The following is a 13,854-nucleotide window of genomic DNA, read 5'->3' as shown; positions in this document are numbered from 1 at the left end:
TCGGCGATAACAAGGGAATTTGCCTCCTGTGACGACACGCGCCATTGACGCCGGCACGATCATTCGCCGCAATCTCCGTGACGCCCCGCCGCGCGTCTTGACGACCGACCTCTGCGTCGTGGGGTCGGGAATCGCCGGCGTATCCGCCGCGCTCGAAGCGGCGAGACTCGGGCATCGGGTCGTTCTGGTCGAGGCGGGCGGATCGCTCGGCGGTCAGTCCGTCGCAGCGCAGATCAACACATTTTGCGGGTTCTATGCGAATGGACCAACGCCACGGCAAATCGTCTTCGGCATCGCCGACGAGATACTCGCAGACCTCGGGAAGACCGGCGACGTCATGCTGCTTCGCAGCCGCCACAACTCTTTCGTCGTTCACTACCACAGCGTCGCTCTACAACGCTGGATCGAGCGGGCGACGAGCCGCGAGAGCGTTACCCCGCTTCTCGGCGCGGCGCTGTTCGACGCTCGCGTCGAAGACGAGCGCCTAGTCTCCATTTCCGTGGCCACGCGCGCCGGGATACTGCGCATCGAAGCCGAGGCCTTCGTCGACGCGACAGGAGACGCCGCTGTCGCCTGGATGAGCGGCCTCGCTACGCGCGAGCCCGCCGCTGGGCCGATCTATGGATCGCAGAACGGCATCCTTCGCAATGTCGATGAGCAGGCGCTCGCGGCGATCGATCGCGCGACCCTGCGATCGCGCCTCGTCGCCAAAGGCTGCGCCTATGGCTTGGACCGAAGCGACGCCTTCATATTCACCGCCCCGGGATCGGGCGAGACGCTCGTCAATATGACGCATGTAGAGACGCCTCTCGATCCCATCCACGCAAGTGAGATGGTCGCCGTCGGTCACGACAAGATGGACCTCGCCCTCGACTTTCTTCGGGCTGAATTTCCGGAAGCTTTTTCTCGCGCCGTGGTAAGCATATATGGCGCGCTCGGCGCACGCCAGACGCGCTGGTTCAAGAGTCGCTGTCAGCTGAGCGCGGACGATGTGCGGGCCGGAACGATCTTCGAGGATGCGATCGCCCATTGCGCATGGCCGATCGAGCTCCACAATAGTCTCGACCAAATCTATTTCGAGGCCTTTGATGAGGAGCACATTCATACGATTCCATTTCGCTGCATGGTTCACGACGAGGTCGTGAACCTGCTCGCCGTCGGCCGATGTGTGGATGGCGACGCGCTCGCGCTGTCCTCCATTCGCGTAATGGGCCCGTGTATCGCGATGGGAGCCGCGGCCGCCCACGCCTTCGACCTGGCCGGCGGCAGGTTCGACGCCCCGCCTGTCGGCCGCCTGCGTCGACGCCTGGCCGCCAATCTCGGGCTGGCGCAACTCGCCTGAGCGCTTCGGGCCGTTTCCAAGTCCCGGGCTTCGGCCGAAAAAAGCGGCTTGCAAATCTATTAAAACCATCGATATAATAGATTACTATCGGGAGTTCCTGACGCATGTCGCTGAGCTTACAGCCTCGTCGAAACGGAAATCCGACGCTCACTCCGGCGCGAGACGATCGGCCGCATGGCGTCAGCGTCATTCGCAATCAGATTCTCGAGAACGACCTTCTCCACGTGTTCGTGACGGTCGTCGACCAGGGCGGGTTCACTGCCGCCGCTCGAACGCTGCACAGAACCCAGGCGGCCGTCAGCCTGCAGATCAAACGTCTCGAAGACATTATCGGCGTCAGCCTGATCATGCGCCCGCAGAGAGGCTTTCGCCTCACTCCCGAAGGCGATCTCATGCTCGATTACGCGCGGCGCATGTTGGCGCTCAACGCCGAAGCGCTTCGCACGCTCCGCGCCGAAGAAACCGATTGCACGGTACGCCTCGGCACGATCGACGATTACGTCGCCAACATTCTGCCGCCGCTCGTCGGCGCATTCTGTCGTTCGCATCCACGCGTCAATGTCGAGCTCTATGGCGGCATGCCGAGTTCGATGCTCACACGCATCGGCGCCCATTTCGATATTGTGATCGCCATGGAGCCGGCCGGCACGAGCCAGGGACAGGTGCTTCGTCGCGAGCCGGTCGTGTGGACGACATCGTCCGAGCACAATCAACATGAGCGATCCCCCTTGCCTCTGGCGGTTGCTCCGCCTGGAAGCATGTTTCGTCATTGGGCGATCGCCGCTCTTCAACAAAGTGGCGTTCCCTGGCGTCTCGCCCATGTGAATTCGAACGTTTCCGGCATAGAAGCCGCCGTGCGACAAGGCCTCGGCGTAGGGGTGTTCAAAGCGAGCACGATCGACGATCGACTACGGCGTCTCGACGAAAGCGACGGCTTCCCGCGGCTTCCCGATGTCGAGATAGCGCTCTATTCAATTCGCTCGTCTCCGTCCTCGCCGACCATGCGGCTGAGAGACTATCTCGTCGAGCGGCTCGGAGATAATTCTGGCTCGGATTGACTACGCGGAAAGCCGACCATGCCGATTCGGCTATTCGACGAATAACCGAATTCCGTATTTCCAAAATCATATGATCGCCTCAGATTCCTCGAGCGTGAGCGTGTCGCCGAGGAGGGATATCCCGGCGAGATCCGATTGCGGGACCTCTATCGATTCATGGCCATGACCAGCGCTTATCCGAGTCTTTGTCCTCGACCATTCGAATATGACAAATCGCATGTCGTGAGCTCGGACGGCGTGCAAATCGTCGTGCGGCGGTGGGGCAATCGCCGAGGACCGCCGATCATCTTTGTCCATGGCTTCGCGCAGAGCAGTCTCGCCTTCATCCGGCAAGTACGAGACGAACGTCTCGCGGAAAAATATCATCTGATCACCTATGATCTTCGCGGTCACGGGGCGTCGGACAAACCTCTCGATCGTAACGCTTACCACGACAATCGGCTCTGGGCGCATGATCTACGCGCCGTCGCCGCTGCGGTCGGCGCGGCGCGGCCAATTCTTGTCGCCTGGTCATTCGGAGGCCGCGTCGTTTGGGACTACCTCAAAGAATATGGCGACGAGAGCCTCGCCGGCGCGCAATTGGTGGGATCGTCGTGGCGCCGAAGCAGCGAATGGACGAGCGCGGCTTCGGCCGCGAGCCTACCGCTGATGCTCGAAGACGATCTATCCACTAATATCGCCGGAACGATCGCCTTTCTTTCGAGCTGCTTCGCAACGCCGCCCTCGCCGGAGGAGTTCGCGCAGATGCTCGCCTATAATATGACACAGCCGCCGTCCGTTCGAAGGCTGATCGTTGGACGACCACAGCAGCCCCATGACTTCATCGCCTCGCTCTCTTTGCCGCTCGCGTTCATCGTCGGCGAGAAAGATCGCCATTGTGACCCGCGCGCGTCGCGCGCCTCCGCCGAACATATTCGCGGCGCAACCTTCCTCGAGCTGCCCGATGTCGGCCATTCACCGTTCTACGAGGACGCGCCGGCGTTCAACGCGCAGCTGCTGAGCTTTGCGGAACGCGTCTTTCCGCGTGGATGAAAGCATCCACCGTTTTCGATATGCCACTCATAAGAAGAATCAGCGTTGCCTGAGCGTTTACGTAATCTGTAGCGTTGTTTTACGATGTTTGCGTCAGAAAGTGGGAATGATGAGAAAATCGCTTATCGCCGCTATTCCGCTTTGCCTCCCCTTCACTGTCACCAGCGTCGCGCAGACGCTTCCTTCCGAGGAGGCGCGCGTTCCAGATGTGGTGGTCGGCGCGCCGAAATCGACCGCCGACGTGTCCGAGCGTCAAGCGACCGCATTCCAAACGACGCCGCAGGCCGCGACCGTCATCACGAAGCAGCAGATCGACGCGTTGCAGATCAGCAATCTTCTGCAGGCGCAAAAGCTCGAGCCGAGCTTGCAGATCCGCTTCGCCGACGTTCGCTCATTGACTGTCAATATTCGCGGGTTCGGTTCGTCGACCTCCGTCGCCACCGACGGAATCTTCGGCGGCGTGCCGGTCTATGTCGACGGCATATTGCAACCTCGGCCAGGCCAAGCGATATTCGATATTCCCGATCTCGTTGGCGTCGACGTTTTAAAAGGGCCACAAGGAACGAGAGGCGGGATGGATTCGACGGGCGGCGCCGTCTATCTCAACACGGCGTCGCCGAGCTTCGACACACAACGAAAGCTCGAAGTCACTCATGGAAGCTACGGCAACATTCAGGTTCGCGGATCGGCGACAGGTGCGATCGCCGACAGCGACAAGTTGGCGTTCCGCTTGTCATTCGTCAGCGCCGATCGCGACGGATACGTCTACAGCTATTACAGCGGCCAAAAATACAATGACTGGCACAACAAGAGCTTTCGCGCGCAGATCCTGTTCCAGCCGACGAACGACCTCAGCGTACGTCTGATCGCCGACTATTCGCGTGTCAATCAGGCGTGTTGCCCGAATGTGCTGAACGGCGTTGTCGCGAATTACGCCAATGGCGCGGCGGTTCCGAACAATCTCTACGCCCGCCTGGCGAGGCTGAACTATGCGCCGACATCGTTCTACAATATAGACAGCTACAAGGGCGATATTTCCGGCTATCTGCAGAACACGCAGCAGAGCTATGGAGTGGCCGCTGTGATCGACTACAAGCTCGGCGGCTACGAATTTTCCTCGGTCACGTCTTTCCGAGGGTGGAGCTTCGATCCGCTGAACCAGACGAGCAGCGCTCTCGCTCCGGTGCGGACGACCAACTCGAACAATCAAATCGCTGAAAGATCTCTGCAGCAGGAGTTCAAAGTATCGACGCCCGCCAACGGCCCCATCGAGGGAACCGCAGGCCTCTTCTATCTATTCGAGCAGCTCTATGACTGGGGATATTCGAGCTATGGCCCAGCTGCGGGCGCATGGTACGGCTCGGCGGCGAATCCCCAGGCCTTGAACGATATCGCGCTCAACAACCTCGCCTCCAAGTCCTACGACAATCCAGTCAGTCATGTTATCGCGCCTTATGCGCGAGCCGTCTGGCATGTGACGCCGGATCTCGATTTCACCTTCGGTCTTCGCTACTCTTATACCGCGAAGAGCACATTATTTCGACAGTACCAGTTTGCCGCCAACAGCCTCGACGGGCTGACCGCGGCGCAACAAGCCACCGCGCGATCCGCGCGAATTGGATTGATCGGCGCAGATCGTGAATTCTACGCCACGACACGACAAGGATTGATTTCCGCTCTCGCCTCCGCCTCCTATAAGATTTCGCCCGACGCGCTCGCCTATGCGACCTACGCGCGTGGAGGACGCGCCGGCGGTCCAAATCCCGTCGCCAACCTTCCGACAACAGCCGCCACGACGGTGCGGCCCGAGGAATTGGACGACTTTGAAATCGGGTTGAAGACCGATTTCTTCGATCATCGACTGCTCGCGAACATTGCAGCCTTCATCATGGTCGACCGGAATTATATCACCAACGTCACCGATACGTCTGGCGCTCGGCCGATCACCTATCTTTCCAACGCCAAGAGGGCGATCTCCCGAGGGTTCGAGCTCGATCTGCGGGCAAACCTCATCGAGGGGCTGACGACCTATGGCTCGGTCACCTACGATCACACCTATTACGACTCGTTTGAAAATGCGCCTTGCCGATTCGAACTCGCATTCTCGAGCTCTTGCAGCCTGACCGGCCGCCCGATCTCCCTGACGCCGCGATGGGCTCTCGCCGCCGGCGGCGAATATGCACACGATATCGGACGCGTGCTCGATCCGATCGAAAGATCGGTGATCGCCTATTTCGGAGCCGACTTCTCCTACCAAACCAAATTCTTCTCGGTTCCAGACGATTCGATCTACAGCGTCATCGACGCGTACGGCCTGCTCAATCTGCACGCCGGAATTCGGCTCGACGATGAAAGCGTCGATTTGTCGGGGTGGGTCCACAATGTGACCAACAAGCACTACTTCACCACCGTGTCGCCGAATTTTACCGCTGGCGGAGTGATTGGCACGCCTGCTGATCCGATCATGGCCGGATTCACGCTGAAAGCGAAATTTTGAACGCGACGCCGATGTGCGACTCTTCGTCCCCGAGGCCATGTTCGTAATCGCTTCGAGCCTCGTCGACTTGCGCGGGGACCTCGACGGCGATTGTATGCTCGCGAATGAAAAGATCGCAGCCCGGAATCTATCTTCCGAGCGATAGACGCATTAGCGGGAGCGATCTCACGCATAAACGAAACGAGCATTGCCATTGCGACCGTGATCGGCATAGCTAGGAAAGGCGCTTTTGCCCGTCCCCTGTCGAGTTGTCCCGCGAAATGTCGCTCGAGCAACAGAGCCGCAGCAATGGAGTTGTCGTCGCTCACGCGCGGTGGCGTTGGTTCCGCTTCGCTGTGCTGCTCACGGGCGTTTTTCTGTCGCCACTCGATTTTTTTATCGTCAATATCGCGCTGCCGGCGATCAAGGAGGAGTTCGGCGCGACGCCCGCCGATTTGCAACTCGTTGTGTCCGGCTACATGACCACCTATGCCGTCTTCCTTATCACAGGCGGTAGGCTCGGAGACATTTTCGGACGTCGGACCATCTTTTTGGCGGGACTCGCCTGCTTTGCCGGCGCATCGGCGATATGCGGTTCGGCCCCCAGTTCCAGCATTCTCGTAGCGGGCAGAATTCTCCAAGGATTCGGCGCCGCGCTGATGGTTCCCCAAGGGCTCGCTTCCATCAATGTGATTTTCGCGCCGGAAGAAAAATCGCTCGCGCTGGGTCTTTATGGCGCGACGCTCGGACTTGCCGCGGCGAGCGGACAAATCCTGGGCGGCTTCCTGGTGTCGGCCGATGTCTTCGGTCTCGGCTGGCGGATCGTCTTTCTCGTCAATCTGCCGATCGCAGCGGCCGTTCTCATTTCGGGGCTTCTCTTACCCGAGGCGTCTAATCCACGTCGACCGCGACTCGACATTTTCGGCGTCCTGCTTTCTGCGCTGACGCTCGCTCTCGTCGTCACGCCGCTGATCGAAGGTCGTGAACGAGGCTGGCCGCTCTGGTCCCTGCTATTACTGATGGCGGCGCCGATCGCGGGATCGCTGTTCCTGCGAAATGAGGAGCGACTCCTGCGAGATGGAGGAACTCCGCTTTTCGATCCGCGCGTCATGGAATTGCCCGGCTTCGGCCAGGGGTTGCTGGCGGCCCTCTTCTTCTATGCCATCGGCTCGTTTTTCCTTATTTTTTCCATTTATCTGCAAACTGCGCTCGGAGAATCTCCGAGAGACGTGGCGCTCGTCTTTCTCCCATTCGGCGTCGGCTCTTTTCTCGCTCCGCTGCTCAGCCCCTATGCCGGCCGGATGCTCGGCCCGCGAACGGCTCCCTTAGGAATCGCTGTCGAGACGATCGGTATGCTGGGCCTAGCGTTTGTCGTTTGGAATTGGCGAACCGACCAGTCGCTCGATCACGCGCTTCGCGGCCTTGCACTGTTCGCGATCGGCTTTGGGCAAGGGACAGCGTTGCCGAGCCTCGTTCGCGCCATTATCGGCAAAGTCGACACGGCATGGTCTGGGCTCGTATCCGGCATCATCAACACGACCTTGCAGATCAGCTCCTCATTGAGCATCGCCATCGTCGGCGGATTGTTTTTTTCGATCGCCGGTCATGAGGCCATCGCTGAGAATATCTCGTTCGCATTGGTTGTGTCCTTGATCGCTATTTCGGGTTGCCTCGTCATTGCCGCGCTCGCAACCGTCGCTCTCACGCAAACAAGGCTCGTCGAGCTCGGCACGACGCCCGGCAAGAAAATCCGCTAGCGCGCGCCGGCCGAAAGGTCTTATTCTTTCTGATGCGCAATTACAGAATAATGCACGCTTTCGGTTTGTCGATATGACATCGCGGAATTACGATGCAGTTAAATTGTTATGTGTCGTATAATAAAATACTATATTGCTATTTTTAACGATTGTAATATTTATTTTGTTGTCGAGCTTTATTGTTGCTCGGTTATGGATGCGGCTACAAGAATAGAGGCTCGCCCTGGCATCGTTCTCGGGAGACTCGAATGACGACGCGGCAATTCGTCGAGACAGACAATAGGAATTTTTTTCGGGTGCATCGGCAAGTCTATGTATGTGAGGATACTTGGCGCCGGGAGCTGACACGAATATTCGATAAATGCTGGCTGTATGCCGGTCATGCGAGCGAGTTGGAAAAGCCCGGCGACTTTCTCACGCGCAAGATCGGCGGTCGCCCCGTCATCTTGGTCAGGGACGTAGCTTCCGAGACGCCGCGCGCGTTCTTGAACGCCTGCGCGCACCGCGGCGCCGTCGTCTGCACGGACGCGAAAGGAACCGCCAATCGATTTGCATGTCCCTATCACGGCTGGATGTACGATACGTCGGGCGCGCTCACCGGCGTGCCGGGAAGGTCCGCGTATGGACGCGTCGGCGAAGGGCTGCCCGAGCCTTCCTTGCCGCAAATCAAGCTCGATGATTATCGCGGCTTTCTATTCATCAACTTCGGCGAACCGTCGGTGAGCCTCGCCTCCTATCTCGGGGGCGCGAAGGAATACATAGACCTCGTTTGCGATCAGTCCGAAGGATCCGTCGAAGTTCTGCCCGAACATCTTCATCACTCCATCCGAGCCAATTGGAAGCTCCTCGCTGAAAACGGCGTCGACGCCTATCATCTGCCATTTGCGCACAAACGATTTCTCGAGCTTCTCGATTCGCTCGGAACCGATCCGAACTCGCACAAGCGCAGCGGCGTCGGCTATGCTCTCGGCGGCGGACATGGCGTCATAAAGAGCGGTCCGCCTTCGACTGGACGGCCCATCGCTTATTGGAGCCCGCTATTCCCAGCCGACATGAAAGCAGCGATCGATAAAAAGTTCGACGATCTCGTCGCTCGTGTCGGACGAGGACGCGCGGAGGACATGGCTCATACCAACCGCAGCCTCTTCGTTTTTCCAAATCTGGTCATCAACGACATACTCGGCTTGAACATACGGACTTTTTTCCCGACGTCTCCCGACGAGGTCGAAGTGACCGTCTGGGGCGCCGGATTTTCGAATGACACGCCGGAAGAAAGAGCCATGCGCGTCAGCGCGCTGATATCCTTCATCGGGCCAGGCGGTTTCGGAACGCCCGACGACGTCGAAATTCTGGAATCCTGCCAGCGGTCATATGCACATGCGGGCATCGGCTACAGCGACTTCTCGCGTGGCATGAGCGTCGGCACGACAAATCATACAGATGAAGAGCAGAACCGAGCCTTCTGGCGCGAATGGGCCAATTATGTGGAGCAGCCGTAATGACAGCAACATTCGTCGTTCCCTATATGAGCGCCGTCCCGATTGTTCCGGATATCGTAAGCCGCATCACCTCCTTTCTCGCCTTGGAAGCGGACCTGCTCGACGAATGGCGCCTCGATGACTGGTTCGAGCTTTTTGAACCGGAGGCGCGATACATCGTCGCTCCATTGCAGCGCGCGGCCGAAAGCGCGCCTGAGCAAGCCCTCTGCCTGATCTTGGACGATTATGAGCGACTGCGGGCGCGCGTTCGGCATTTCGCGGGCGCGTCGACTTGGATGGAACAACCGCGCTCGCGTACGCGTCGCTTGGTGTCCAACTTGCGATTTTTGGCCTCTCCGAGCGAAGAGATTATCGTGAGAGTGAATTTCGTCGTCTATCAATTTCGAAATCACGAATCCTGGGAGTTTGTCGGCAGCGCCAAATATCGGCTCGTCCCACATGAGTCCGAGTTTCGAATCCGTGAGCGGTCGGTGCAATTGGACCATGAGTCCATCTCGAAACAAAGACGCATCAGCATCATCATCTGAGACCTTTCTCGGAGAACGCCATGCAGAACCAAGACAGCTATTCGAAGGACGAGAGCGAAGCCTATATCCACGATGTCGGCTACGCCGATCGAGAGCGATTGGAGATATTGACCGAGCTATACGACCCCGCGAGTCGAGACTTCATCTCGAGCCAGCTTCCCGACAATGCGCGGTCCGTATTGGAAATCGGATGCGGGCACGGCCAAATGGCGTTCTGGTTCGCCGATCAGGTCAGGTCACGCAGCGGAGCTGTCGTGGCGATAGACGAGTCGCAAGCTCAGATCGACGTCTGTCTCCAGAGGCGAGACGAGCGCGGGATCGACAATATTCGCTTTATCCGCCATGATATGACATCCACGCTGGATATCGGAGAAGCGTTCGACGTCGTCTACTGTCGCTTCGTTCTCGCGCATATCACGAACTGGACGACATTTTTCGAGAACGTCCTGTCGCTATGCAAGGACAACGGCTCGATTGTCATCGAGGAGCCGACGACACGCCGCTTTTCGATACCTCATCACCCCTCCGTTCCCCGTTCGGTCGAGCTGCTCGAAAGGTTGGGCGAGAGAATCAACGTCAAATTCAATTGCGCGGAGCCGCTCTGGACCTATGTGCAGAACATGGACGTCGCTATCGAAGCGGCGCAGTTCACACAACCGGCGCTCAGGACCCCGCGTCAAAAGAGCCTGATCTGGCGTTCGTTCGTTCAGATTCGAGATCGGCTGCGAGAATTCGGACTCGCGACCAGTCCAGAAATAGAAGCGCTCTACCGCGATCTCCGAAATGTCGCAGAGGACGACGGCTACCTACTGGAAGGCGTTCGCATTCTTCACCTGCATTTGAGAAAGCGCCCTCCGGTGCGAAACTAAACGGCCCCAGTTCGGATCGCGGAGCTGCGCGGCGGGGCGTCTCTTCATGCTTCGACCGCGTGGCGGAAACGGCGACGAGATCGAGTATGCGCTAGAACGCCGAGGTCTGCATGTCTCATAATTGTTTCGGCCACCTCTTCCGCGTCACGACATTCGGCGAGAGCCATGGGCCGGCGCTCGGCGCAGTGGTCGACGGTTGTCCGCCGGGAATTGAGCTGACGGCGGCGGAGATTCGACATGCGCTCGAGAGACGTCGACCCGGCCAATCGCGCTTTACCACGCAACGGCGGGAGCCGGATGACGTGAAAATTCTCTCCGGCGTCTTCACGGATGGAAACGGCCGGCAAGTGACGACGGGCACGCCGATCGCTCTGATGATCGACAACACCGATCAGCGCACAAAAGACTATAACGAGATCGCGAACAAATTCCGTCCCGGTCATGCAGACTATGCCTATGATGCGAAATACGGAATTCGTGACTATCGCGGTGGCGGACGCGCATCGGCGCGGGAGACGGCCGCGCGCGTCGCAGCGGGCGCGGTCGCCCGCAAAGTCGTCGCGGGCGTATCGATTCGTGGAGCGCTCGTGCAGATCGGCGCGGATAGAATCGATCGCGAGCGCTTCGATTGGAGCGAGGTGGAGAGAAATTCGCTATTTTGCCCGGATCCACGAGCCGCGCGGCGTTGGGAGGATTATCTCGACGAGGCGCGGAGAGCGGGCTCGTCCGTCGGCGCCGTGATCGAGGTAATCGCGGAAGGCGTTCCTGCAGGCTGGGGCGCGCCGATCTACGGTAAGCTCGACGCCGAGCTCGCGAGCGCCCTCATGTCGATCAATGCCGTCAAGGGAGTTGAAATCGGGGCGGGCTTTGCGGCCGCGGAACTCTCGGGCGAAGTCAACGCCGACGAAATGCGTTCGGGCAATGACGGCAGAGCGGTCTTTCTTTCCAATCACGCCGGCGGCGTGCTGGGCGGCATTTCGACCGGGCAGACGATCGTGGCGCGTTTCGCGGTCAAACCGACGTCGTCGATCCTCACGCCGCGGCTGACGATCGACAGCCTCGGAGGAGACACGGAAATCGTCACGAAAGGCCGGCACGATCCCTGCGTCGGCATTCGCGCCGTGCCGGTCGGCGAAGCAATGATGGCGATCGTGCTCGCCGATCAGTTTCTGCGGCATCGTGGCCAAGTCGGATAGCGTCGCAAGCCTGGGAACTCGGTGTCACGCGGCGGGCGGCATATATCGACAGACAGCCACGAAGCCACCCTCTCGCGAGCCGCGCCCGCCGGATGCGCAAGTCCGCTGCGCGCTGCGGCGCAGTGCTTCTCCGTCGTGCTGTATCTCACTTTCGTGCTTGACCCTGACATTGATGTCAGAGGCTAGACCATGCGGCAGGAGGGCGGATGAAGATCGGAGACGTTGCAAAAAGGACTGGAGCGAGCGTGCGCTCCATCCGTCATTACGAGAAGGTCGGCCTGATCCGCGCCACCCGCGAGGAGAACGGCTACCGCGATTTCGACGAGGCCGACGTGGCTTTCGTGCGCCGCATCGGCCGGATGATCCGGCTCGGCTTCACCACAGACGAAATCGCGACATTTCTCAACTGCATCGTCGACGATCCCGCCGCAGTCACCGCCTGTCCGAAGGTGGCCGCTGCGCATCGGTTGAAGCTCGAGACGATCGAACGGCAAATGGCCGATCTCGAAACGCGCCGCCAGAAGCTTCTCGTCACCCTGAAGGCTGCCTCCAGCCAGGACGACATCAACGTATCGGAATCGCCTGTCCATGCCGAAACCAACCCCATCGCCCTCGCTCATCCTCGCCACCCTGGCGCTCGCCGTCTATTTCGTCGGCGCGGTTGAATTCATGCTCGCGCCGATGCTGACGCCATTGGCGTCGGCCTTTGCCGCGAAGCCCGCCGATATCGCGTGGCTCGTCTCGGCCTACGCGGTATCCTATGCCGTACTCGCCCCGCTCATCGGCCTCCTCGGCGATCGGATCGGTCGGCGGCGTTTGTTGTTGCCAGCGCTGGCGCTTTTTGCCGCCGATGCGCTGGCTGTCGCCTTCGCGCCCTCGCTCTCTTTCGCGATCGTCGCGCGAGTGCTCGGCGGCGCGGCGGGAGCGGCGCTCACGCCGACCGCCTTTGCCCTGATTGCCGAGACCGTTCCCGAAGAACGTCAGGCGGGAGCCATGGGGCTCGTCCTCTTGGGCTTGACCCTCGGCATCGCCACGGGTCCGACTTTCGCAGGGCTATTGACCGACGCCTATGATTGGCAGGCGCCGTTCATTGCCGTAGCCTGCGGCTGCATCGCCGTCCTCATCCTGGCGGCGCGCATTTTGCCGCCATCCATCGTGCGGCGGAGTCGTCCGCTCAAAGCCTCGGCGGCCCGATTGCTCGACGGCGCGATCCTCCGGCCCAACCTCTCCAAGGGGTTCTGGCTCGGCGCGACGATTGCTGGGTTTCTAATCTCCGGCGAGGTTCTGCGTAGCCGCTACGGTCTTTCCACCGGCGTCATCGGCCTTTCGGTCGCTGCCTTCGGTCTCGGGCTCGCCGCAGGCAACCTGGCCGTCGGACGGCTGACCGCCTGGGCCGGACGGCCCGAGACTGTGCTGGTTTTCGCCATCGGCCTGATCTTCTTTACGCAAAGTGCGTTTCTGGCGACCGAGTCGAGCCGCGTATCGGCAATTATCCTTCTGGCTCTTTGGGGATTTGCCTCGGGCCTCGCCGCCCCGGCCAACACCGCCGTTCAGGCGAGCCGAGCTGGGCCTGACGCGGGCTTTGTATTGGCGTCATCGGAATCGATTAACAATTGCGCCCTTCTCGTTCTGGCGCCAGTCGTCGCGAGCTGGATCGGACGGGCCGACACCGTCGATGCGGCGATCCTACTCGGCGCCTGCACGCTCGCGGCGCTCGGCGTAAATCTCCTCGATCAGCGATCGCTCCCGAAAATCCTTCCCGGCGAAACCGCCTAGCATTATTCGGCGCGCCGCGTTTCGATTGCACGATGGCGCTGGTGTTCCAGGAGGACGCGCGATTGCTTCCCTGGCGGCGTCCAGGCCAATATGACGATTGGGCGCATCTGCGCGCTGGATGCAGTGCGCGGCATCGGCTTCGAGGCTTTCCGCACAGTTCTCCAGCGGACAGAGGCCGCGCGTCGCCTTCGCCCGCGCGCTCGCGGTGCGGCCGGACGTGCTGCTGACGGACAAGTCTTTCTCCGCGCTCGACACGCCGACCCGCAGCGTTTGCAGGACGATCTGCTCGAGCTCCGGCGCTCCGTCTCGGCTACCGTGTGAT

Annotated in this window: 11 protein-coding genes and 1 pseudogene; all 12 read left to right on the top strand. The window is 60.1% G+C overall.

Going from position 1 to position 13,854, the window contains the following annotated elements; all coding sequences use genetic code 11:
* Positions 1–28 precede the first annotated feature (28 nt).
* Complete coding sequence (locus KP010_RS00125; protein ID WP_185966462.1) at positions 29–1,342, top strand: FAD-dependent oxidoreductase; 1,314 nt, start codon at positions 29–31, stop codon at positions 1,340–1,342.
* A gap of 104 nt (positions 1,343–1,446) precedes the next feature.
* Positions 1,447–2,400 carry a LysR substrate-binding domain-containing protein gene (locus KP010_RS00120; protein WP_108915932.1) on the top strand — a complete coding sequence of 318 codons (954 nt, stop codon included), beginning with the start codon at positions 1,447–1,449 and terminating at the stop codon, positions 2,398–2,400.
* Between the two features lie 162 nt (positions 2,401–2,562).
* Positions 2,563–3,432, top strand: a complete 870-nt coding sequence (locus KP010_RS00115) for an alpha/beta fold hydrolase (RefSeq protein WP_185966463.1) — start codon at positions 2,563–2,565, stop codon at positions 3,430–3,432.
* A gap of 106 nt (positions 3,433–3,538) precedes the next feature.
* A complete protein-coding gene (locus tag KP010_RS00110; protein ID WP_142862523.1) occupies positions 3,539–5,929 on the top strand; it encodes a TonB-dependent receptor in 2,391 nt (796 codons plus the stop codon).
* 260 nt (positions 5,930–6,189) lie between these two features.
* A complete protein-coding gene (locus KP010_RS00105; RefSeq protein ID WP_142862524.1) occupies positions 6,190–7,665 on the top strand; it encodes an MFS transporter in 1,476 nt (491 codons plus the stop codon).
* A gap of 248 nt (positions 7,666–7,913) precedes the next feature.
* Complete coding sequence (locus KP010_RS00100; protein WP_142862525.1) at positions 7,914–9,164, top strand: Rieske 2Fe-2S domain-containing protein; 1,251 nt, start codon at positions 7,914–7,916, stop codon at positions 9,162–9,164.
* 26 nt (positions 9,165–9,190) lie between these two features.
* Entirely contained in the window at positions 9,191–9,691 is a 501-nt protein-coding gene (locus tag KP010_RS00095) for an aromatic-ring-hydroxylating dioxygenase subunit beta (RefSeq protein WP_142862526.1), read from the top strand.
* A 20-nt stretch (positions 9,692–9,711) separates the two neighbouring features.
* Positions 9,712–10,560, top strand: coding sequence for a bifunctional 2-polyprenyl-6-hydroxyphenol methylase/3-demethylubiquinol 3-O-methyltransferase UbiG (locus tag KP010_RS00090; protein WP_142862527.1), 849 nt, complete (start codon positions 9,712–9,714; stop codon positions 10,558–10,560).
* Between the two features lie 110 nt (positions 10,561–10,670).
* Positions 10,671–11,756, top strand: a complete 1,086-nt coding sequence (gene aroC / locus KP010_RS00085) for a chorismate synthase (RefSeq protein WP_216280274.1) — start codon at positions 10,671–10,673, stop codon at positions 11,754–11,756.
* 206 nt (positions 11,757–11,962) lie between these two features.
* A pseudogene (locus tag KP010_RS23160) lies at positions 11,963–12,100 on the top strand (MerR family DNA-binding transcriptional regulator); the annotation flags it as partial.
* Positions 12,101–12,145: 45 nt separating this feature from the next.
* On the top strand, positions 12,146–12,421 hold the full coding sequence (locus KP010_RS23155; protein ID WP_371824221.1) for a hypothetical protein: 276 nt from the start codon (positions 12,146–12,148) through the stop codon (positions 12,419–12,421).
* Complete coding sequence (locus tag KP010_RS00075) at positions 12,345–13,532, top strand: MFS transporter (protein WP_142862530.1); 1,188 nt, start codon at positions 12,345–12,347, stop codon at positions 13,530–13,532. Before KP010_RS23155 ends, KP010_RS00075 begins: the two co-directional genes overlap by 77 nt.
* The last annotated feature ends 322 nt before the right edge of the window (positions 13,533–13,854 follow it).

Origin of the sequence: Methylosinus sp. KRF6 (genome assembly GCF_018887255.1) — a bacterium.
In the GTDB taxonomy this organism is placed as follows: Bacteria; Pseudomonadota; Alphaproteobacteria; order Rhizobiales; family Beijerinckiaceae; genus Methylosinus; species Methylosinus sporium.
This window is presented reverse-complemented; position numbering and strand designations above follow the sequence as displayed.